Origin of the sequence: Marinobacter sp. CA1, assembly GCF_020546665.1 — a bacterium.
Taxonomy (GTDB): Bacteria; Pseudomonadota; Gammaproteobacteria; order Pseudomonadales; family Oleiphilaceae; genus Marinobacter; species Marinobacter xestospongiae.
On record NZ_CP071785.1, the window covers coordinates 2963527 to 2983877 of the forward strand.

Genomic DNA, 20351 nt, shown 5'->3' on the forward strand with positions numbered 1-20351 from the left:
TTGCCATGTCACGAACGGAGCGCCTGCTCGACATCCTGCAGATCCTGAGACGCCACCGCAGGCCGGTGAGCGGGGAGGTATTGGCGCAGGAAACCGGCGTATCCCTGCGCACACTCTACCGCGACATCGCCACACTGCAGTCGATGGGCGCGGAGATCGACGGCGAACCCGGTATGGGCTATGTCCTGAAACCGGGGTTTCTGTTGCCACCACTGATGTTGTCACCCACAGAAATCGAGGCCCTGGCCCTGGGTCTGAAATGGGCCAGTCAGCGAACCGATGCCCCCATGGGCGAAGCCGCCCGCAACGCCATGGCCAAGGTCGGGGCGGTGCTGCCACCGGAGCTGCGCCATCGCTTCGAAGATGACGCCCTGGCGGTAATTCCCCGCTGGGAAGCCGCGGAGCGGGAAGACCTGCCAGTGATCCGTCAGGCCCTGGGCGAGGAGCGCAAGCTGTTGCTGGGCTACGCTGACCAGCACGGCGCCCGGAGCGAGCGCGTGGTCTGGCCGGTCACCGTTGGCTACATGGACGCCACCCAGATCCTGGCCGCCTGGTGCGAACTGCGTGGTGACTACCGCCACTTCCGGGTCGACCGCATTGAACACGTCACCCTGTTACCGGCAAGGATGCCAAGGCGGCGCCGGGACCTGCAGAAAGAGTGGCGGGACACAATCCTGCAGAACCATCCTGCAGAACCGTCCTGAAACACCCTACTGACAAAAACTGACAGTAGGCCAGAGTACAGTCTCTCCACACAAGCGGCGTCAGTCACCGACGCCCAAACACCGCAAGGAGACCGACATGACCAAGGAACTGCAGTTCTATACCAACCCTCAATCCCGCGGCAACATCGTGCACTGGATGCTCGAAGAGCTGGGCCAGCCCTACACCACTCATGTGCTGCACTATGAAAACACCATGAAAGCACCGGAGTATCTGGCCATTAATCCTATGGGCAAAGTCCCCGCCATCCAGCACGGCGATGTGGTGGTCACCGAAGCGGCGGCTATCTGTGCCTACCTGGCAGACGCTTTTCCAGAGGCTGGGCTGGCTCCCGCCAACCGCGGCGAGTACTACCGCTGGCTGTTTTTTGCCGCTGCCTGTGGCGAACCCGCGATGAGTGACCATGCCACCGGCTGGGACGCCAACACGCCGGAACTGCAGAAACGCTTTGGCTACGGCAGCTTCGAGCAGACGTTTGAGGTCATGGCAGACTGGCTGAGCGACCGCACCTACGTGGCAGGCGACCAGTTCAGCGCCGCCGATGTCTACGTGGCCTCACTGCTCAACTTCGGCATCCTGTTTGATCTGATTCCCAGGAAGCCGGCGTTTGAGGCCTATCTCAAACCCCTGCTGGCACGCCCCGCCAAGCAGAAGGCGGAAGAACAGATCCTGCAGTTGATGGCGGCTGAAGCCGACGTGGCCGGTTAGAAAAGGAAAGATGCCAGGACGGCACGGCAGCGAGCCGTCCTGCTCGTTCAAACAAAGCCTGGCGTGTGAATACCGAGCAGCAGGCCGGCTGCTTCAGTCCGAGTTTCCGGCACTCGAAGGTAGCCGTCTGAACAACGCGACCAGAAGCAACCCAATTACCAGCCCGATGAAACTCCAGGGGTAGGCATCGCCAACAAAATAATCCCCGAGCACCGCACCAAAACAGAAACCACCAAACCCGAACCGGAAGCACTGACGCCGGAGTTGTCTGGCTCGTTTCTTTCTCTGCCTCATCGCCCGCTCACGACGGTAGGGCTCCAGTATCGCTTCGGCAACGTCGTCTGCCTGTTCTCTGGATATCACTACCACCTCCCTGCTCTCTTGCATGATGATCGAACGCTTTATCGGATCTAATGCCGGCACCTACCCTGTGGCGGCGATGACGTCTGCATTGTAATGCCTAAGAGCACGGACTTCCTGCAACAGCCGCGCCCCATTCCACTTTGGCTCTACTCCACCCAGGCCGCCCTGCGGTCAACCAGCGCTGGGAGCTTCCGCCACCAAGCCTGCCCGGGAGCCGGTTGTCGACGAACCTCATCAGGGGTTTTGTCGCGGGCGTGATAGTGGTGTACGAACTCCATTCCCAGATAATTTACGGTATGGATGAACGGGTCCACAAAGGCATGGGGCGCATGCTTGGTGTAGCTGGTTGACAGCAAAGACGCCTGTTTTCGGCGCAGTTGCCTCAGTTGCTCCCGCAGCTCGGGCTGATCCATGTACTCGGTCAGGCGGTCAAAGAAGGCCTTCATCTGCGGTGTGGTGTTGTACCAGTAAACCGGGGAGGCAAACACCCAGTGCTTGAAAGCCAGCAACTCGGTGACCAGGGGCCTGAAATCATCGGCCTGGTCCGGCAGGTCGTAACGGTAGGGATTGATACGATAGTCGTTGAGCACAATGACCCTGGCGTCCAGTTTGCCAGCCAGAATCTCTGCGGCCTGGCGGGTATTACCATCGGGTCTCGCGCTGGAAAAAATGATGACATGCGGGTTCATTTCGCCTTCCTCTCAGATCAAGTCAGGCACAGCCTAGGGCCTCAAGCCAACTTGAGGTCAAGAGCCTTTATCAGCATGCCCGCAGATCGGGCAAGTACTCCAAATCCGCCTGGCCCGCCAGCGAAATTCCAACCATACTGCCGGAACGTCAACAAAACGGTTCAAGCGAAAGGAGACGCTGTATGACCGAACTGATTCTGACCACCTTCGACTGGGTGCCCGACATTCCCCGTGGGTATGTTCGGGATCTACGCGTGCGTTGGGCACTGGAAGAGGCCGGACTTCCCTATCGGGTGGAATCCACATCCTTCAGCGAACGGGGAGAGGCACATTTCGACCACCATCCGTTTGGTCAGGCTCCCTGGCTGACCGATGGCAATCAGTCGATCTTCGAGACGGGCGCCATCCTGCTCCACCTGGGTGAACGCAGTGAAACTCTGCTGCCATCCGACCCGGCCGCTCGCAGCGATGCGATCCAGTGGGTATTCGCCGCTCTCAACTCGGTTGAGATGGCCACCCTGCCCTGGTCCCTTTACAAGTTCTCCGGTGACGAGGAAAGCACCCCCGGACGCGACGCCCTGGAGGGATTTCTGGCATCTCGCCTGGAGCATCTGGAAGGCATTCTGGCCAACCGTGACTGGCTTGCTGGTGGCTTCTCGATTGCCGATATCCTGATGGCCGATGTGTTACGACTGGTTGACCGGTTCGATGGCCTGGCCGAGGCTCCACACTGCCACGACTACGTGTGCCGGGCCACGGCGCGGCCGGCCTTCAAGAAAGCCTACGCCGACCAGATGGCACACTTCGCAGCGGCGGACTGAGTCGCCAGATTGGTGATCCCCGTGTGACTGAAAGCTCAGCCCTGTTTCTGACGCCATAAAAAAACCCCGCCGAAGCGGGGTTCTCTGAGTCAGCCGAAACCTGTCTTACAGGCCTTCAACTTCCTCACTCAGGTACTTGGCCACGCCTTCGGGAGACGCGTTCATGCCCTTGTCGCCCTTGTTCCAGCCAGCCGGGCACACTTCACCGTGCTCTTCGTGGAACTGCAGGGCATCAACCAGACGCACCAGCTCGTCAATGTTACGGCCCAGCGGCAGGTCGTTGATGATCTGGGAACGTACGATGCCGTTCTTGTCGATCAGGAAGGCGCCACGGAACGCCATGCCACCTTCGGATTCCACGTCATAGGCCTTGCTGATGTCGTGGTTCATGTCGGCGGCCATGGTGTACTTCACTGGGCCGATGCCGCCATTGTTGACCGGGGTGTTACGCCAGGCGTTGTGGGTGAAGTGGGAGTCGATGGACACGCTGATCACTTCCACGCCACGCTCTTTCAGAGCGTCCATACGCTTGTCCAGGGCAATCAGTTCAGACGGGCACACGAAGGTGAAGTCCAGTGGGTAGAAGAAGATGATTGCCGGCTTGCCCTTGATGGTATCCGCCAGGTTGAATTCATCGACGATGCTGCCATCGCCCAGTACGGCAGGAACGGTAAAGTCGGGAGCCGGTTTGCCTACGAGTACGCCCATGGTGTGATCTCCATATGATCTGAGTTGGGGTGTTGCCGGGTCCAGCCCGGCGTAATGATCTGTTGCTACGGGGATATTGCGGCAGACGACTGCAAATTCAACCCGTCATCGGCGCACTATACCGAGGGTTTTGTCACAGCGTGATGAACGTCAGGCAATGGTCACGAACGTCCGGCGTACTCCCCGGTTTCTGGTCGTTCTGGCAGGCAGCAAACAGCCAATAAAAAACCCCGACGCCAGCGCCGGGGTTTCTTTACAGCCGGTTGAATTGCCCGCCGTTACCAGTAGATTCCGCGCATGATGGCCGCAAACGCCACCTGCTCGGTGGACACCTTGGGCTTCTCGCCGGATTTGGTGCCAGCCGCCGCGGCGGTATCCGGGAACATCCGGTAACCGGTGTTCATCACAATCTCACCCATCTTCGGCGCCAGGGCGTGGAGCACCTGGGCGAAGATCCCCAGCCGGGTAGCGATGCGCTTGGGCCGATAGACGATGGCGTCTGCCACCATCTGCGCCGCTTCCTCTGGCGTCAGGGTGGGCACCGAGTCATAGATCTTGGTGGGCGCGATCATCGGCGTCTTCACCAGCGGCATGTTGATGGTGGTGAAGGTAACGTTGCGATCCGACCATTCCGCCGCCGCACAGCGACTGAACGCATCCAGCGCCGACTTGGAGGCGACGTAGGATGAGAAGCGGGGCGCATTGGTGAGGACACCAATGGAGGAAATGTTCACCACATGGCCCCGGTTGTGCTCCAGCATCGACGGCGCAAAGCCCATGATCAGCCGCACGGCCCCGAAGTAGTTGAGCTGCATGGTGCGCTCAAAATCGTGGAAACGATCAAACGACAGCGCCAGCGAACGACGAATGGAACGGCCGGCGTTGTTCACCAGAACGTCCACCTTGCCGTGGTTGTCGAGCACGGTTTTAACGAACCGGTCGCAATCATCCATGTCAGCGAAATCACACTGGTAGGCGTGGACGTTGCCACCCAGCTCTTCCAGTTCCGCCACCACTTCATCCAGCTTTTCCTTGGTGCGGGCACCAATCACCAGCACCGCACCGGCTTCGGCCAGCTTGCGGGCCGTGGCCAGACCAATACCGGACGTGGCACCGGTCACCACACACACCCGCCCTTCTACCGTGCCCTTGAGGGTACGGTCCTTGAACAGGTCCGGGTCCAGGTGACGTTCCCAGTAGTCCCAGATCGCCGGTGCGTAATCCGGCAGCCGGGGCACCTCGATGCCGGAGCCCTTCAGCACCCGCTCGGTTTCCCGGGCGTCAAACCGGGTGGGGTAGTTGATAAAGGACATCACCGAAGGCGGAATGCCCAGATCGTCCAGCACCGCGCCCGTCAGGCGTTTGACCGGCGGCAGATTTTTCAGGCTCTGGCGGATAAACGGCGGCACAAAGCCAAACATGCGGGAATCGATCCGCATCGCCATCCGCGGTGCATGGCCGGCATCGGAGAAGATATTGAGAATCTCCCCAACCTTGTAGGGGTCGGTGTCCACCAGATGGAAACACTGGCCATCTTCACCTTCGGCATGGGCAATGTAATCCAGCGCATCAACCACAAAGTCCACCGGCACAATGTTCAGGCGGCCACCTTCAATGCCAATGGTCGGCACCCACTGGGGAATGGCATGGCGGATTTTCTGGATCATTTTGAAGAAGTAGTAGGGGCCGTCCACCTTATCCATTTCACCGGTGCTGGAATGGCCGATCACCATGCCCGGGCGGTAGATCCGGAACGGCACCTTGCAGCTTTCCCGCACCACCCGTTCGGATTCGTGCTTGGTCAGCAGGTAAGGATGGTCAAGCTTTTCCGCTTCCTCGAACATGTCTTCGCGGAAGGTGCCCTTGAAAAGCCCGGCCGCAGCGATGGAGGAGACGTGGTGGAAGCAGCCGGCCTGCATCTGCTCGGCCGCCTCCAGGGCATGACGGGTGCCTTCAATGTTGGCCGTGCGCTGGGCATCTTCGTCGGCGCCCATGTCGTAGACTGCCGCCAGATGGAAAAAGTGATCCACCTTGCCCCGCAGCGCTTCCAGTTCGGCACTGGCAATGCCCAGACCGGGACGGGAAAGATCGCCAATCACCGCCTTCACCCGATCCGAATCGGCACCCCAACGTTCCCGCAGACGCTCCAGCTTGTCCTGGGACTGCTCCCGCACCAGCACGTGCACCGTGCCACCCCGGGCAAGCAGTTTTTCCACCAGAAAACGACCAATGAAGCCGGTACCACCCGTCAAAAAGTAATTCATAGCTTGTCCATCCTGCTTGGGGAGTGCGGGAAGGTTCGCCTGGGCAGCTTCCGGCTCGGACGCCCTCAGGCCTCACCACCTCACTCCATTGATTCTGTTGTTATGTCCTTGCTGTTCAGGGCTGCCATGGCGTCACGCGTAGCCGGCACCAGTGCAGCAACCGGGTAAGGCGCCCCAAAACGAGTAGGATTGTACTTTAGTATGACTGACAAGTATTCCACTTTATTAGAGTCTTTACTCTTTTATCTTATTGATTTGAATAGAGTATCTGCTCTACATCCCTGTGACACACTGCACACTTCCAGAGCCTGGGATCATCGCTGAAACGGTGACATCCACCAGGCACATTGCCAGAGACTAGCACAGCAGCTGGCGCTGACCGCAGCCACCCGCCACGCCATTACAAACCAGACATGCAAGCCCCCGCCGGCAGTGCGATAATCCGGAGCATCACATTCCCGATTACCTGCAACCGACGGATACCGACATGTCCCAGCAAGATCCCAACGCCCAACGTTATATCGCCATCGCCCGGGCCTGCCTGAAAGCCATCAACGACACCGCCGCCGGAGACAGTTCCCGGGAGCAGAAAATCCAGGCGGTGTACCAGGCCATCGACGACGCCTTCCAGGCCGAGTTCGCCGAGTATCGCCAGTCTGTCGCGGTGATGGCTTCAGTGCTGGAGCGCATTGGTTCCGGCCAGTTGGACGCCGATGCCGCCGCCAAGCTGGCGCGCAAGACCCTGGACCAGCAACCGGAAAGCACCCGCAACGCCATCATCCACTGACCCGATCGCGAGAGCCGAGCATGCCGAGAACCGCCTCTTTCACCCCGGGCCTGCCCCGGGCCCTACGCTGGCTGCTGTTGACCCTGACCATGACTCTGTTGACCTCCCCTACCCTGGCCGCGCAAACGCCGGTCAAAAGCAGTAACGATCGCAACCACTACCGTCACCTGAGCCTTGAGAACGGCCTGCAGGTACTGCTGGTTTCCGCGCCAGGTTCAGAGAAGGCTGCCGCCTCGCTGAACGTGGCCATCGGCAGTGGTGATGATCCCGCAGATCGCGCCGGCCTCGCCCACTTCCTTGAGCACATGCTGTTCCTGGGTACCGAAAAATACCCGGAGCCGGGCGAATACCAGCAGTTCATCAGCAGCCACGGCGGCCATCACAACGCCTTTACCGCGTTCCGGGACACCAACTACTTCTTCGATGTACAGGCCGAGCACCTGCAGCCGGCGCTTGACCGCTTTGCCCAGCAGTTTTCCGCACCGCTGTTCACCGCCGATCTGGTGGAACGGGAACGGCGGGCGGTGCACTCCGAGTTCACCGCCAAAATGCGGGAAGACGGTCGCCGCTTTCACGCCGCCAAGAAAGAGGCCTTCAATCCGGACCATCCCTACACCGGTTTTTCCGTTGGCAACATGACCACCCTGGAAGACACCGAGACCAACCCGCTGCGGCCGGACCTGGTGCAATTCTGGCGCGAGCACTACTCCGCCGACCGGATGACCCTGGCGGTGTACGGCCCCCAGTCTCTCGACCAGCTGGAGGCCATGGTCCTGCCACGCTTTGGTGCCATCGAGAACCGTCAGCTGGGCAGCGGCCGTGACCACCCACCGATGTTCCGGGACGGCGACCTGCCAGCCCTGCTGCAGGTTGAGGCCCTGCGGGACCTGCGCACCCTGACCCTGTCTTTCCCGATTGCGTCACAGATCGCCAACTACCGCACCAAGCCTGCCAGCTACGTCGCCTCCCTGCTGGGGCACGAAGGTCCGGGCAGTCTGTTCGATGTGCTCAAGACCGCGGGCTGGGTGGAGTCCCTGTCCGCCGGTTCCGGTACCGATGACGGTCACCAGGCCACCCTGGAGCTCAACATGTCGCTGACGCCCAAGGGCCTGGAGCATCGCGATGACATCCTCGGCCTGACCTTCGCCTACATCGACCAGGTGCGGCAGCACGGCATCTCCGAACAGCGCTTTGAGGAAATGCAGCAACAGGCCACCATCAATTTCCGTTTCCAGGAGAAACAGGAGCCGATACACCGGGTCACCCGGCTGTCGATGGAATTACGCCACGTTGCCCCGGAAGATGTCTTGCGGGCGCCCTGGATGATGGAGCGCTATGACCCGCAAGGGTACCGCGCCGTACTGAACCAGCTGACCCCGAACAACGTGCTGGTGTCGGAGCTGTCGCAGCAGGACCTGGGCGACGATGCCCCGACCACCGCCTGGTACGACACTCCCTACCGACTGGTTCCGCTGGATACCGAAGCACTGACCACACCGGCCGGGATGGCCGATCAACTGGCACTGCCGGAGCCCAATCCCTTCCTGCCGGAGAACCTGGAACTGGTGGCCGGCGAGACCATGGACCAGCCGGAAATCATTGCCAGTGACGATCTGCTGACCACCTGGTACGCCCGCGACACCCGTTTTGATACGCCCAAGGCCAACGTCTTTCTCAGCCTGCGCTCGCCTGTTGCCCGGGATACCGCCCGCGACGCGGTGTTGTCGAAGCTGCTGGTGGACGCCATCAAGACCAACCTCAATGCCTGGGCCTACCCCGCCCGGCTGGCCGGGCTCGACTACAGCCTGTATGCCCACCTGCGGGGATTGACGCTGCGGATTGGCGGCTACAACGACAAACAGCATCGCCTGCTCACCCGCATCCTGCCCCAGATCGCCAACCCCACCCTGGACCCACAGCGGTTTGCCATTGCCCGGCGCAACCTGCTGGACGCCCTGCGCAACAAGGCCCAGGCCCGGCCGGTTCAGCAACTGGCAGACTTCATCCAGACCAGCCTGATCCAGGGTGCCTGGCCCACCGACGCCCAGATTGCCGCAGCAGAATCGGTCACCTTTGAGGAACTGCAGGCCTATGCCCAGCGCTTTACTCAGGCGCTCGATCCGGTGCTGATGGTGCACGGCAACGTCACCGAAGCCTCGGCCCTGAACCTGGCGGCGCTGGTGAATGCCCTGCTGCTGACCGATACCCGACCGGCGCAGGTTGCCAGCCGTAACGTCCGAGCCCTGCCCGACGGTGAAACCCGGGCTGCGGTGGCCATCGAGCACCCGGATACCGGCTACACCCTCTACAGCCAGGGCGAAGACAGCAGCTTCCGCGAGCGCGCCCGCTTCCGCCTGCTGGCCCAGGTGATCGGCAGTCCCTTCTACGAGGAAATCCGTACCCGCCGACAGCTCGGCTACATCGTCTACGCCACGTCGTTTGAGATGCTGGAAACCCCGGCTCTGGGGCTGGTGGTGCAGTCACCGGAGGCCTCGGCAGATGACATCGAGGTGGCCGTCACCGACTTCACCGAAGCCTTCGATCAACAGCTGGCGGAACTGACCGAAACCAAGTTGGCGCGGGAGAAACAGGCGGTGATCAGTGGCCTGCTGGATCAGGACCGCAAGCTGGGCGATGCCTCACAGCGGTTCTGGCGGGAAATTGACCGGGAGCAGCTGAGTTTCGACTCACGTCAGCGCCTGGCCGATGCGGTGCGGGCCATTTCAGCTGAGGAGTTGCACCAGACCTTCCGTCGGGCCTTGCTGGAGCGCGCCCGGGCCCTGCGGGCGGTCTCCACCGACCAGCCCAGCGACGACCAGTCCAAGGCCATCCAGCAACTGGTGGAGCAACTCACCAGTCAGCCGGCGGTGCCTGCCAGCTGATCGACATACCGGGGCGTCCCAGGATGACGCCCCGGTATCACCAACCGCTCTTCCCCGAAACGCTCACCTCTCCGGGGCTTCCGCCAGCTCCCGCAGAAATCGCTGCCAATCCTCCGGCTCGTCCACATCCCAACGCGGCTCCAAACTGGCATGGCTCAGCCCCAGCCGGTCGAGCCGGTCACGGGTCTGCGCCAGAACCCGCCCGCTGCCCCACTCAATGTCATCGAGCATGGCCGGTACCGTCCGTTTCGCCGCCAGCAAAACATAGCCACCGTCGTCCGACGGCCCCATGACCACATCGTGCCGATCCAGCAGCGCCAGAGCCGCCTGCACATAGCGGGCCTCCACCGACGGGCAGTCACTGCCCACAATCACGGCCTTATCATGCCGCTGCAACGCCAGTTCCAGGGCGCCATGCATTCGCTGCCCCAAGTCATTACCCTGCTGGATGCACTGGCTGACTCCCAGGGTTTCCAGGTCGGCCAGAATCGGGCCGGCCGCCACCGGAGGCGTCACCAGAGCGCGGTCCCACCAGAATTGCAGGGGCAGCCCGGCCTCCGCCAGGTTCGCCAGCACCCGCCGCGACAGCCGGACATGGGCGTTCATCGCGCCCTCATCCCCCAGCAGGGGGCTGAGTCGGGTCTTTACCCGGCCGGGCACCGGCCACTTGGCAAACTGCATGACCACCGCTTCGGGCGAAGCGCATTCAGGACGGGGGTTCTCAGTGTCGGACATCGGATCGGTAGGCTCGTGCAAGGGATTCCGGCGATTCGCCGCGCCAGTAGCGCCAGCGCAACCGCCACATTAACAGGATGGTCCGCCAGGCGCCCTGCTGTTCCCAGCGGCGACTGTCGGTGATCACCGGAGGGCGGACACACCGGGGACGGGACACCAGCCGCAGTCGCCGGCTCAGTTCCACGTCTTCCATCAGCGGGATCTCCGCATAGCCGCCGAGCGCCTCAAACACAGACCGGCGGACGAACAGCGCCTGATCCCCGGTGGCGATGGCTGTCAGCCGGGAGCGCAGGTTCATCAACAACGCAATTACCCGGAACAGGGCACGCTGGCCGCTGAGGCGGACATCAAACCGACCCCAGACCTGCTGACCCGCAGCCACGGCAGCCGCCTGCGTCAGCGCACCATCGGGAAGACAGGTATCGGCATGGAGAAAAAGCAACACCTCGCCGCAGGCCACCTTCGCGCCGGCATTCATCTGCCGCGCCCGGCCCGGCTCAGCAATCAGCAGCCGGTCGCACCAGGGCTGCGCCAGCGCCGCCGTATCGTCATCGCTGCCGCCATCCACCACAATCAGCTCATGACCTTCGGCACGAAGAGGTTGCAGCAACCGCAACGTCGCCTCAATCCCGGCGGCTTCCCGCCAGACCGGCATCACCACACTCACCTTGCAGCGTTGCGACAAACCTTTCTCCAACCTCCGCACCGACGATCATTCACCGGGCGCCTTGAGACCCAACGCCGGTATCGCTATCATACCGCGGACTTTCCCCAATGCCCCCGTAGCTCAGTAGGATAGAGCGAGCGCCTCCTAAGCGCTAGGTCACAGGTTCGATTCCTGTCGGGGGCACCAAAGATTCTTGAAATTCCCCTCAATACCAACGACTTGACTGATACCAAATAGGCTCACTGTGAAACAAAACGGTAACGGAGTGTGGCACAACCACGCCTTTACCGGTTCCCTACTTACAGTGGGAAGTCCAAGACACCTCCTGAATCGCTCTGCTGGACCCGCGATTGAGTAAAAACAGCTCTCAATCAGGGCACAAAAGTCTCCTTTCTTATCGAGTCGTTCAACCCCGCCCAACTCAGGCTATTTGCCCCTTACGAACTGCTCCGGTAACCTCAATTTGAACATCACATCCCAGCCACACCCTTAGCCCAAGACCTTTGGCTGAAAAGCGACTGGCACTTCCGGAAAATACAACAATGCGCCGACTTCTCTACAGGCATGTAGACGCCACTGCTTGGAACCGAAAGGGACTATCCCCCTTCAACTTCGTAATATGCGCCCTGATTATTGTCTCAGTTTTGCTGGCAGTTATTGAGACCGAGCGCCCCATCAGAGAGGCCTACCCGTACATTTTCTTGATATCTGAACGGGTTCTGTTCGTTTTTTTTGTCATTGAGTATGGTCTTCGGGTGTACGTCGCTCCGGAGAATCCAAAGTACTCCGGTACATTCGGACGACTCCGTTACATTAAATCCGGATGGGCCATTTTTGATTTACTAATGCGAAACTTTGTATCCGAACACAGCTCAACACAATGGCCGATAAAGGCAGGATAACCATAAGTAATTGATATTTTTTGACTTTATTTTTTGATTGACGATGCATTACCGAAATATTTAAGTGTTCGACTACTTTGTTCCCCATTAGTACTTGCACTCCTATCGTTCATGGCACCTTTCGTCTCCAACTCCCTGGCTTTCTATATCCGGCTGACGAGAATATTCAGGATACTTCGAGTATCCCGACTCGGACGTTTCACACAGGCTTGGGACCTTCTCTGGGAAGCTACAGCCAGACGCAAGTTCGAGCTACTTATGAGCGCAACGATAGCCTTTATTCTGTTGCTAGTCTCCAGCGCTTTTCTTTATCTGTTCGAAGCTGATTTGCAGCCGGAGGAATTCGGAAGCATCCCCAGGGCTCTGTGGTGGAGCGTGGCCACATTAACAACGGTAGGGTACGGAGACGTCACGCCAATCACTGCTGCCGGTAAGTTTTTTGCGAGCTTAACAGCCATTTCAGGTATCGGTATTGTGGCAATGCCGACCGGGATACTTGCTGCTGCTTTCAGTGATGCCTTCCAAGCACGACGGGACGTAGATCAAAACAAGGAGTAACTCATGGCTTTTCGATTTCAGCGTCGTCTCAAGGTTGCCCCCGGTATTCGCCTGAACGTCAGCAAAGGAGGAGTTGGGCTCTCTGCAGGGCCGAGAGGTGCGTCAGTAAGCATGGGTCGCCGTGGCGTATATGGGAACATGGGCGTCCCAGGCACTGGGCTGAGCTTCCGGGAAAACTTGAACAAGGGCCAGAAAAATAATACTACGAGAAATAAAGTGTCTCCGGGTGGACAGGTCAATTTACAGATCAGCATAGATGATGATGGCCAAGTTACCCTTTTATACCCTTCAGGGGAGTGTAGTGGTCAACTAATCCCGGACAGTATTTTAAGTTTTTCCTCTGCAGCAACCGGAGACATGCCACCGTTGAATGAGTGTGGTCGCTGCTGGTTGTAGTAGCCCATCAGATAGCCACCAACATCCTTCTCTGCCTCCAACCGGCTTCGATACCCCAAGACTGGCACCCACTCCGATTTCAGGCTTCGGAACAGCCTTTCCATCGGAGCATTGTCCCAGCAGTTGCCACGCCGACTCATGCTTTGGGTCATCCGGTAGCGCCAAAGCCGCTGACGGAACTTGCGGCTGGCGTACTGGCTTCCCTGATCCGAGTGGAACATGACTTTTTCTGGTCGACTACGCTGTTCCCAGGCGTGATCCAGAGCTTTTACAACCAGATCAGCATCCGGATTGGAGGACATGGCCCAGCCAACAACCCGGCGAGCGTACAGATCCAACACGACCGCCAGATAGCTCCAGCGTTGGCCACTCCAGATGTAGGTGATATCACCACACCAGACCTGGTTGGGTTGGTCTACCGCAAATTCACGAGCCAGATGGTTCGGGATATCCGGACGTTCAACAGTGGCCTGTTTGTAGGCGTGAGGGCCTGGTTGCTTGCAGATCAGCCCCAGTTCGTTCATCAGGCGGCGAACCTTGAAGCGGCCAACGGGGATGCCTTCGTCGCTGAGCATATCCTTAATCGTCCGGCTGCCAGCAGAGCTGCGGCTCTTGGTGAACAAGCGGTTTACCTGAGCCTTCAGGGCCAGACGCTCAACGTCAATGTGGCTCCGCCGTTGGCGGTACTCGTAATAGCTGGAACGACTGATATCAAACGCTTCACAGACCAATTCCGTAGACTCCTGCTCCCTCAATCGGTCTATCAGCGCGTACGATTCATCTCGTCCGACATCAAGAGAGCGGTAGCCTTTTTTAGTATGTCCTTCTCCCGTTCCAGCCGATTACAGCGGGCTTCCAGCTCTTGGATACGGCGCTGCTCCGGGGTTAGGGCCTTGCCCTTCGGAGTGATCCCTTCGCGCTCATCCGTTAGCTGTTGAACCCATCGCCGGAGGGCACTTTCACCCACGCCCAGGGACGTACTCGCCTGGGCAATGGTGTAACCTTGATCCAGCACGAGACTGGCTGCTTCCTGTTTGAATTCAGGAGTAAAGGAACGTCGTTTTCTGGTCATCAGACACCTCGTTTATGGTGGCGATCTTACCACCTACGTTGGTGTCCGGAATCATTGAACCACTACAGCTTGCCAAACTCTGGGCATTGATCTTTCCTCCCTTCCGCCGAAAGCTTAAAGAAGCGCACGATCATTAGCGCTCTGCCAAAGCTGCCCATGATCAGCCCGAACAGGAACGCAAGACTCTCGAAGAGACCCAGGTCCTCTCTGATATAGATGCCATGGAGCGGGTGCTTGAGACATATCTTGGAGATATAGAGTGGCCCAAGGCGTCAGCAATAGACTTTGATATCGGCGAGAACAATACAACCCTGGCGCTCGATATCCAGTTCCCAGATGAAGACGAGATGCCGGACAAGGAGTGGTCTGTCCCAGCCACCCAATATAAGCTCACACTCAAGAAAGTGAGCGCAACCAAAAAGCGGCAAATTTACCGGGACTATACTCACTCAGTCATGATGAGAGTTGCCGGAGAGACCTTCGCACACCTCCCCTCAGTGGAGCATGTGCTAATTTCTGGATACCGAGAGGTCATCAATTCATCAAATGGTCACACAGAAGACCAATACATCATCAGCATCATAATCCATCGGGATCAATGGGCCTCTATGGACTTCGCTCGGCTCCGGCAGATCGACCCCACGGAAGTCTTCACCGGTCACACCCTCGCACGATCAATGACTAAGACGGGGGTTTTCAAAGGGATCTCGCCTTTCTCGCCCAGCGACCTTGAAGAACGCAGCGGTGCTTAGGATTACCCCAGTACTTCATGGAGGGGTACGGGGGTTATAGGAGAAACGTCCTCCACTCAGATGGGAGACAAAAATGTTGCCCGATATATTCACCGATACGAGATTACTGTCGTCTTGGCTTGCGGGCTGAAGGGGCTCCCGTGCGGTACAAGCTGTGATAGCAAGTGTGATGCATTCACCTCAAGCAGTCACCGGGAACTCTTATTAATTAGAAGGTTAAGGAATACCAGGGAGTAGACCAAATCCTGTCGGGGGCACCATCAATATTCTTGTATCCATTTGCTCCCAGTATCTCACTGCAAAACCTCAAAATTTTCCGGCCGGTTCAAGCGCCAGTCGTAGTCGATGTAGCGGATGGATTCGGTTTGCTTCACTGCCTCGGCTACGGCAGGGGTAGCCCACTGACTGATGAAGGCCTGCTCGGAGCCGGCGGCCTGGATGAAGTCGTCTTCGTACCACTTGAACAGTTCGGTCAGGTAGAGCGTGCCCCCCTCTACCCGCAAGTGCCGGCCGGTGTTGAAAGCGCGGCGGGTGTTCTCCGCGAGCAGGGTTTCCAGGTTGTCGGCAGTGTAGACACGGGCTCTGAGTGGCGGGCAACCAACCGAGGCGCAGTTGACGGCGAAATGGACCCGGGCATCCTTCCAGCCTTTGTCGGCGTAGGCCTGACCCAGCAGGATGCCCTTCTCGATGTCGTTGAGGCTGTAGTTTTGGCCACCCACATTAAAGAGCTGCCGCTCAAACACGTTGTCAACAAAGGGATTCAACCGGCCACCGTAATCCCAGACGGATGACACCAGAGCCCCCTCCGGCTGCTCGCTCAGGATCTGGGCCAGCATGAAGAAGTTGTAGGCGTTGATCCAGAACGCCACTGACGCCTCACGGCCTTCCAGCTCACCTGGGTTGAACTCCCTCAATGCCTGCTTCTGAGCCGACAGCCGCTCCATCAGCCCCTCGCCAGTCAGGGCCGCGTCGTAGTCGAAGGCCGACACCAGACCGTTTTCCGGAAGGGTTTTCTCCACCAGATGGTCCGACAGCAGAACCTGGTAATGGCGGTAGACCGTGGCGTTCACATCGGCTGCGCTCACAGCCGGCCAGGCCAGCAGCACGGTGAGCAGGAGCAGAATCTGTCGATATCCCATTGGAATTCCTTTCGCAGGTGCATAGACGGCTTGAGTGAGCCGTGGTTTAAGGTGTTTGGCGATCGCAGACGCGCCATCACGCTCCGGATTCGTCACTTCAGACACGGCCAGACAGCGAATGTTACACCGACTGGCGTCGGATGCCCCATCGCCGGTTTTCCACCGCTGCGCTTGGGAGTACCATAATTGGTCCCCTACCGTTAACACTGCATCACAACACCGGGTTTTCGTTATGTCGCTGAAGTACCGCATTATTCCTGTCACGCCGTTCCAACAGAACTGTTCCCTGCTATGGTGCGAGGACACCCTGAAAGCTGCCGTTGTCGACCCCGGTGGCGATCTGGAACGGATCCAGGCGGCGATCAACGCCGAAGGCGTGACGGTGGAGAAGATCCTGCTGACTCACGCCCACATTGATCACGCCGGCGGCACCGCCGAACTGGCGCGGGAGCTCACCGCGCCGATTGAGGGTCCGCACCGGGAGGACGAATTCTGGATCAAGGGTCTGCCGATGCAGAGCCAGATGTTTGGTTTTCCCGAGCCGGATGTGTTTACCCCGGACCGCTGGCTCGACGATGGCGAGGAAGTGACGATCGGCAATCAGACGCTCAAGGTATTGCACTGCCCCGGCCATACCCCGGGGCATGTGGTGTTCTATCACCCGGAGTCGCAACTGGCACTGGTCGGCGACGTGCTGTTTCATGGCTCCATTGGGCGGACCGACTTTCCCAAGGGTGACCACCCTACGCTGATCCGGTCGATCCGGGAAAAGCTGTTCCCGCTGGGGGATCAGGTCAGCTTCATTCCGGGCCACGGCCCAATGTCGGACTTTGGCACTGAGCGACAAACCAACCCATTTGTGGCCGATCACCGGGGATAACGGAGGCGAACAATGACAACAAGCGTATGGCTGGCATTCCTGGTGGCAGCGGTGCTGATCAGCATCTCCCCCGGCGCTGGCGCGGTGAATACCATGAGCAGCGGCCTGCGTTACGGTGTCCGCAACAGCCTGCCGGCAATCCTCGGCCTGCAACTGGGCTACGGCGCCCAGATACTGCTGGTGGGGTTGGGACTTGGTGCCATCATGGCCTCGTCCGCCTGGGCATTGGTCGTCATCAAATGGCTGGGGGTTGCCTACCTGGTGTGGCTGGGCTGGAAGAAATGGCACGAGAAACCGGTGACCTCCGGCGATACCGAGAACGCCAGCGAGGCTGCCAGCCGCCGGTTCTGGCAATCGGCGCTGGTCAACCTCACCAACCCCAAGGCGACGGTGTTTCTGGTGGCGCTGTTTCCCCAGTTCCTGCACGCTGGAGAAGCGCACGGGGAACAGTTGGCGATCATGGGGCTGACGCTGATCGTCGTGGACTGTATGGTCATGCTGGGGTACGCCCTGCTGGCCAGCCAGTTGTTCGGCTGGATGACCACCCCGGAGAAACAGCAGTTGATGAACCGAGTGTTTGGCAGCCTGTTTGTGGCCGCCGCCGTCGCCCTGGCCAGTTTCCGCCGCGCCTGAGGGCCGGCGGTCATCTACCGCAGGGTATGGCTGAACACCAGTCCGCCCCACAACATCACCCGATCGGCCTTGCCACCTTCCACTTCCGATGACTGCGCCCGCAACACGTAACTCAGCCGCCAGTCCCGGGCGACCGACAGGGTGTACCCTACCCAGGCTTCCATCAACGTCGACCGAACCCGGCTGCGATCGATGGTATGGCGACTGTCGCGAAACTGACCTTCCAGGAAGACGTTGTAGGCACGGGCCTTTAGCGCCACGCCTGCCCACAGATAACTCTCATCACCCGAAGCCACGCCCAGGCTGGATTCATTGAGGCGTTCGCCGTAGGCCGTCAGTTCCGGATTGAACCGGTGGTCCGGTGACGAAATCAGGCCGTTGCGGTAACTCAGTGCCATGCCCGCCTCGGTGAGGTATCCCAGCGAGAGGTAATAGGTGGTCTTCCACCGTCCCCGCCCCTGGTTGCGACCGTGAAGATCGTGGTAGCCGAGGTGGTAACGGAAGGTTGGCTCGCCACCGTCGGACACCTGGTTGTTCCATCCTTCGGCCCGGAAGTTACTGAGAACTCTGTGGGTCTGGCGCTGCCCGGCCTCAAACAGGTCCAACCCCAGCAGGCCCAGGGTCAGGGACGAGGTCCAGGCATCACCACTGCGCGGGTCCCAATAGATGCGCCCGGCCGCGAGATACAGCAGGCTGGCGTAAGGTCGGTCGTTCAGGACCACCCGGGACGTGGTGATCAGGTCCGGGGTAAAGCCATAGATACCTAGCTCGATGGAGGGCACATTGCGCGCCTCCTTCGGCAGGTAGCTTGCCAGTGGCCCGGTACGATCGAGCCAGCCCAGGCCATCATCGAGTGGCCCCCAGAACCGTCGTCCACGGTGGCCGGTGTAGGTCAGGGCCATGCCTGCGGTGAAGTCCCGATCGTCCTGATCCGGCCCAAACAAGTCGTTATCCATCGACAGCGCCCACACCGAGGTATCACCGTCCTGGCCGGCAGCAATAGCGCCGGCGGATGCGGCCAGCAACAGCCAGATCCCCCCGTGCCACAATGCCTTAATCGCTGCCTTCATCGCCACGCTCTCGCCGCGCTCCTGCCGCCTTTCTGCCGCACGTCTGCCACCCCCTTGCCGCCAGCCTGCCACCGGCCGGCCGGCCGGCCGCATCCGCTGCGGCCGGTCAGTCACCACTATCGAGTCCCGGAGAACCCGCTGTCCCGTCTGGCGAACGCGACGGCGTTACTGTCACTATGGTTGAGGGTGGCGAGGCTGTCACGACAGCGACTCGGCCGAGAGCGCAGCCAACGTCAGGCCGCCTGCGAACCGTCCTCCTCGACACTGGCGTTGTCCGTATCCCCGGCCTGATGGCGGGCGGCCACTTCGGCGGCAAAATCGCGGTACTTGGCCATCAGTTCCTCCTTGCGGTCCGGGTCCCAGTTGATTCGGCTGAGGTCGCCCTTGTAGTGCTCGATCACCCGCTTGTCCATCATCTCGTACCACCAGGTCGGCACGTAGGCCGGCATAATCATCGACGCGTAGCCACCCGGCAGCTCCGGCACATTCTCGAAGTTACGCAGCGCCTGGAAGCTGCGGGTCGGGTTGGCGTGATGGTCGGAATGACGCTGCAACTGGTAGAGGAACAGGTTGGTCACCACATGGTTGCTGTTCCAGCTGTGTTCGGGACGGGTACGCTCATACTTGCCGTTGTCGTCCTGCTGACGCTTCAGGCCGTAGTGCTCCAGGTAATTGACGGTCTCCAGCAGGCTGGCGCCATAAACCGCCTGGGCCGCCAGGAACGGCACGGCGCGTGGGCCGCAAAGCAGTGTGGTGGCACCAAAGAAGCCGGCACTCATCGCCCACCCCTGCAACAGCTCGTTGTCCGTTGACCAGAACGACTTGCCACGGCGCTTGAGGCGGGCCTTCTCGATCTTCACCGCGGATTTCATACCGCCCAGCACAGTACGCGGCAGGAATTTCCAGAAGCTCTCTCCCATCCGGCTGCTGGCGGGGTCCTCCGGGGTGGCGACACGGCGGTGGTGGCCATAGTTGTGTTCCACCACAAAGTGGGTGTAACCGGTGGGCGCCAGTGCTGCCATCGCCATCAACTTGTTCAGCTTGCTGGATTTGTGGCCCAGTTCATGGGCGGTGTTGATACCGACGCCATTGATGGCACCAACGGTCAGGGTCAACCCCACCTTGTCCGCCAGCGGTGTTTTCTTGCGACTGGCCAGCCAGGCCCCGAGAACGGTCATGGCGTACTGGGTGGGGATGAAGGCCTTGACGATGCGGTCGTAGTACTTGTCATTTTCCAGCACCTTCACCGCAGCCTCTGGAGGATTACTGGAGTCCTCGCCGATCAGCTGGTCCAGCGACGGAATAATGCCGTGCACCAGCGCCGGGCCGGTCCAGGCCAGGGCCCTCAGCTTCTTCGGCGCAATGGCATAGCCCGTCAGCGCAGCCAGCCCAATCACCGGCAACCCCGGCCCCAACAGCCACAGGTAGCGTTTGGGGTCCTTCCAGTCACTGCCATCCTGCGATTCAGCCCGCGAAGACGGCGCCGGCCCCGGCTGAAACTCGTCGGGCTGGAGGGTTTCGGCCGTTGGCTCAACGGATGATTGGGACACCTTGGCATTCATGATTTCTCTCCCATTATTCAAAATTGACCTATTGTCTGAC

Annotated in this window: 18 protein-coding genes, 1 tRNA gene and 1 pseudogene; 11 read left to right on the forward strand and 9 right to left on the reverse strand. The window is 59.9% G+C overall.

Annotated elements, in window-relative coordinates:
* Positions 1 to 5 precede the first annotated feature (5 nt).
* A complete protein-coding gene (locus J2887_RS13505) occupies positions 6 to 704 on the forward strand; it encodes a helix-turn-helix transcriptional regulator (protein ID WP_227171633.1) in 699 nt (232 codons plus the stop codon).
* A 97-nt stretch (positions 705 to 801) separates the two neighbouring features.
* Positions 802 to 1431 (forward strand): glutathione S-transferase family protein, encoded by a 630-nt coding sequence (locus tag J2887_RS13510; protein ID WP_227171634.1) that lies wholly within the window; start codon positions 802 to 804, stop codon positions 1429 to 1431.
* A 509-nt stretch (positions 1432 to 1940) separates the two neighbouring features.
* Here the strand turns inward: J2887_RS13510 and J2887_RS13515 are convergent.
* Positions 1941 to 2483: a flavodoxin family protein gene (locus tag J2887_RS13515; RefSeq protein WP_227171635.1), complete on the reverse strand. Its 543-nt coding sequence runs from the start codon at positions 2481 to 2483 to the stop codon at positions 1941 to 1943.
* 182 nt (positions 2484 to 2665) lie between these two features.
* Here J2887_RS13515 and J2887_RS13520 point away from each other — a divergent pair, with 182 nt between their 5' ends.
* Positions 2666 to 3304: a glutathione S-transferase family protein gene (locus tag J2887_RS13520; RefSeq protein WP_227171636.1), complete on the forward strand. Its 639-nt coding sequence runs from the start codon at positions 2666 to 2668 to the stop codon at positions 3302 to 3304.
* A 105-nt stretch (positions 3305 to 3409) separates the two neighbouring features.
* On the opposite strand, the gene J2887_RS13525 is transcribed toward J2887_RS13520, so the two are convergent.
* Positions 3410 to 4012 carry a peroxiredoxin gene (locus J2887_RS13525; RefSeq protein WP_227171637.1) on the reverse strand — a complete coding sequence of 201 codons (603 nt, stop codon included), beginning with the start codon at positions 4010 to 4012 and terminating at the stop codon, positions 3410 to 3412.
* A gap of 278 nt (positions 4013 to 4290) precedes the next feature.
* Positions 4291 to 6276, reverse strand: a complete 1986-nt coding sequence (locus tag J2887_RS13530) for an SDR family oxidoreductase (RefSeq protein WP_227171638.1) — start codon at positions 6274 to 6276, stop codon at positions 4291 to 4293.
* Positions 6277 to 6763: 487 nt separating this feature from the next.
* Between J2887_RS13530 and J2887_RS13535 the strand changes: the two genes are divergently transcribed.
* Together J2887_RS13535 and J2887_RS13540 are read left to right on the forward strand one after the other, a co-directional pair.
* Positions 6764 to 7063: a hypothetical protein gene (locus J2887_RS13535; RefSeq protein ID WP_227171639.1), complete on the forward strand. Its 300-nt coding sequence runs from the start codon at positions 6764 to 6766 to the stop codon at positions 7061 to 7063.
* A gap of 20 nt (positions 7064 to 7083) precedes the next feature.
* On the forward strand, positions 7084 to 9945 hold the full coding sequence (locus J2887_RS13540; RefSeq protein WP_227171640.1) for an insulinase family protein: 2862 nt from the start codon (positions 7084 to 7086) through the stop codon (positions 9943 to 9945).
* Positions 9946 to 10008: 63 nt separating this feature from the next.
* On the opposite strand, the gene J2887_RS13545 is transcribed toward J2887_RS13540, so the two are convergent.
* Complete coding sequence (locus J2887_RS13545) at positions 10009 to 10680, reverse strand: TIGR04282 family arsenosugar biosynthesis glycosyltransferase (protein WP_227171641.1); 672 nt, start codon at positions 10678 to 10680, stop codon at positions 10009 to 10011.
* Positions 10667 to 11365, reverse strand: coding sequence for a TIGR04283 family arsenosugar biosynthesis glycosyltransferase (locus tag J2887_RS13550; RefSeq protein ID WP_227171642.1), 699 nt, complete (start codon positions 11363 to 11365; stop codon positions 10667 to 10669). The genes J2887_RS13545 and J2887_RS13550 overlap by 14 nt, the downstream gene beginning before the upstream one ends.
* A gap of 91 nt (positions 11366 to 11456) precedes the next feature.
* On the opposite strand from J2887_RS13550, the gene J2887_RS13555 reads away from it, so the two are divergent.
* The 3 genes and pseudogenes from J2887_RS13555 to J2887_RS21855 all read left to right on the forward strand — a co-directional run bounded on the left by J2887_RS13555 (position 11457) and on the right by J2887_RS21855 (position 13203).
* Positions 11457 to 11533: transfer RNA gene (locus tag J2887_RS13555), tRNA-Arg, on the forward strand.
* 356 nt (positions 11534 to 11889) lie between these two features.
* A pseudogene (locus tag J2887_RS21725) lies at positions 11890 to 12807 on the forward strand (potassium channel family protein).
* 3 nt (positions 12808 to 12810) lie between these two features.
* A complete protein-coding gene (locus J2887_RS21855) occupies positions 12811 to 13203 on the forward strand; it encodes a DUF4236 domain-containing protein (protein WP_227171645.1) in 393 nt (130 codons plus the stop codon).
* On the opposite strand, the gene J2887_RS13575 is transcribed toward J2887_RS21855, so the two are convergent.
* A protein-coding gene (locus J2887_RS13575) for an IS3 family transposase (RefSeq protein ID WP_227171646.1) occupies positions 13113 to 14275 on the reverse strand; the annotation gives its coding sequence in 2 pieces (ribosomal slippage) (positions 13113 to 14020 and positions 14020 to 14275; 1164 coding nt in all). The genes J2887_RS21855 and J2887_RS13575 overlap by 91 nt on opposite strands.
* A gap of 221 nt (positions 14276 to 14496) precedes the next feature.
* Here J2887_RS13575 and J2887_RS13580 point away from each other — a divergent pair.
* The gene (locus tag J2887_RS13580) at positions 14497 to 15027 is read left to right on the forward strand and encodes a hypothetical protein (RefSeq protein WP_227171647.1); all 531 of its coding nucleotides are present in this window, start codon (positions 14497 to 14499) and stop codon (positions 15025 to 15027) included.
* Positions 15028 to 15320: 293 nt separating this feature from the next.
* On the opposite strand, the gene J2887_RS13585 is transcribed toward J2887_RS13580, so the two are convergent.
* Positions 15321 to 16166, reverse strand: a complete 846-nt coding sequence (locus J2887_RS13585; protein WP_227171648.1) for a DUF547 domain-containing protein — start codon at positions 16164 to 16166, stop codon at positions 15321 to 15323.
* 232 nt (positions 16167 to 16398) lie between these two features.
* Between J2887_RS13585 and J2887_RS13590 the strand changes: the two genes are divergently transcribed.
* On the forward strand, positions 16399 to 17046 hold the full coding sequence (locus tag J2887_RS13590) for an MBL fold metallo-hydrolase (RefSeq protein ID WP_324197213.1): 648 nt from the start codon (positions 16399 to 16401) through the stop codon (positions 17044 to 17046).
* A 12-nt stretch (positions 17047 to 17058) separates the two neighbouring features.
* Complete coding sequence (rhtB, locus tag J2887_RS13595; protein ID WP_227171649.1) at positions 17059 to 17679, forward strand: homoserine/homoserine lactone efflux protein; 621 nt, start codon at positions 17059 to 17061, stop codon at positions 17677 to 17679.
* Positions 17680 to 17693: 14 nt separating this feature from the next.
* Here the strand turns inward: rhtB and J2887_RS13600 are convergent, their stop codons facing one another.
* Together J2887_RS13600 and J2887_RS13605 are read right to left on the reverse strand one after the other, a co-directional pair.
* Positions 17694 to 18749, reverse strand: a complete 1056-nt coding sequence (locus J2887_RS13600; protein WP_227171650.1) for a lipid A-modifier LpxR family protein — start codon at positions 18747 to 18749, stop codon at positions 17694 to 17696.
* Positions 18750 to 18982: 233 nt separating this feature from the next.
* Positions 18983 to 20311 carry an alkane 1-monooxygenase gene (locus J2887_RS13605; RefSeq protein ID WP_227171651.1) on the reverse strand — a complete coding sequence of 443 codons (1329 nt, stop codon included), beginning with the start codon at positions 20309 to 20311 and terminating at the stop codon, positions 18983 to 18985.
* Positions 20312 to 20351 lie beyond the last annotated feature (40 nt).

What these genes read in the sequence shown, in the direction of transcription:
- J2887_RS13525 (WP_227171637.1), bottom strand. Translation starts at nt 4,012, where the DNA reads ATGGGCGTACTCGTAGGCAAACCGGCTCCCGACTTTACCGTTCCTGCC.
- J2887_RS13510 (WP_227171634.1), top strand. Translation starts at nt 802, where the DNA reads ATGACCAAGGAACTGCAGTTCTATACCAACCCTCAATCCCGCGGCAAC.
- J2887_RS13505 (WP_227171633.1), top strand. Translation starts at nt 6, where the DNA reads ATGTCACGAACGGAGCGCCTGCTCGACATCCTGCAGATCCTGAGACGC.
- J2887_RS13590 (WP_324197213.1), top strand. Translation starts at nt 16,399, where the DNA reads ATGTCGCTGAAGTACCGCATTATTCCTGTCACGCCGTTCCAACAGAAC.
- J2887_RS13600 (WP_227171650.1), bottom strand. Translation starts at nt 18,749, where the DNA reads ATGAAGGCAGCGATTAAGGCATTGTGGCACGGGGGGATCTGGCTGTTG.
- J2887_RS21855 (WP_227171645.1), top strand. Translation starts at nt 12,811, where the DNA reads ATGGCTTTTCGATTTCAGCGTCGTCTCAAGGTTGCCCCCGGTATTCGC.
- rhtB (WP_227171649.1), top strand. Translation starts at nt 17,059, where the DNA reads ATGACAACAAGCGTATGGCTGGCATTCCTGGTGGCAGCGGTGCTGATC.
- J2887_RS13535 (WP_227171639.1), top strand. Translation starts at nt 6,764, where the DNA reads ATGTCCCAGCAAGATCCCAACGCCCAACGTTATATCGCCATCGCCCGG.
- J2887_RS13580 (WP_227171647.1), top strand. Translation starts at nt 14,497, where the DNA reads ATGGAGCGGGTGCTTGAGACATATCTTGGAGATATAGAGTGGCCCAAG.
- J2887_RS13605 (WP_227171651.1), bottom strand. Translation starts at nt 20,311, where the DNA reads ATGAATGCCAAGGTGTCCCAATCATCCGTTGAGCCAACGGCCGAAACC.
- J2887_RS13585 (WP_227171648.1), bottom strand. Translation starts at nt 16,166, where the DNA reads ATGGGATATCGACAGATTCTGCTCCTGCTCACCGTGCTGCTGGCCTGG.
- J2887_RS13515 (WP_227171635.1), bottom strand. Translation starts at nt 2,483, where the DNA reads ATGAACCCGCATGTCATCATTTTTTCCAGCGCGAGACCCGATGGTAAT.
- J2887_RS13540 (WP_227171640.1), top strand. Translation starts at nt 7,084, where the DNA reads ATGCCGAGAACCGCCTCTTTCACCCCGGGCCTGCCCCGGGCCCTACGC.
- J2887_RS13545 (WP_227171641.1), bottom strand. Translation starts at nt 10,680, where the DNA reads ATGTCCGACACTGAGAACCCCCGTCCTGAATGCGCTTCGCCCGAAGCG.
- J2887_RS13520 (WP_227171636.1), top strand. Translation starts at nt 2,666, where the DNA reads ATGACCGAACTGATTCTGACCACCTTCGACTGGGTGCCCGACATTCCC.
- J2887_RS13530 (WP_227171638.1), bottom strand. Translation starts at nt 6,276, where the DNA reads ATGAATTACTTTTTGACGGGTGGTACCGGCTTCATTGGTCGTTTTCTG.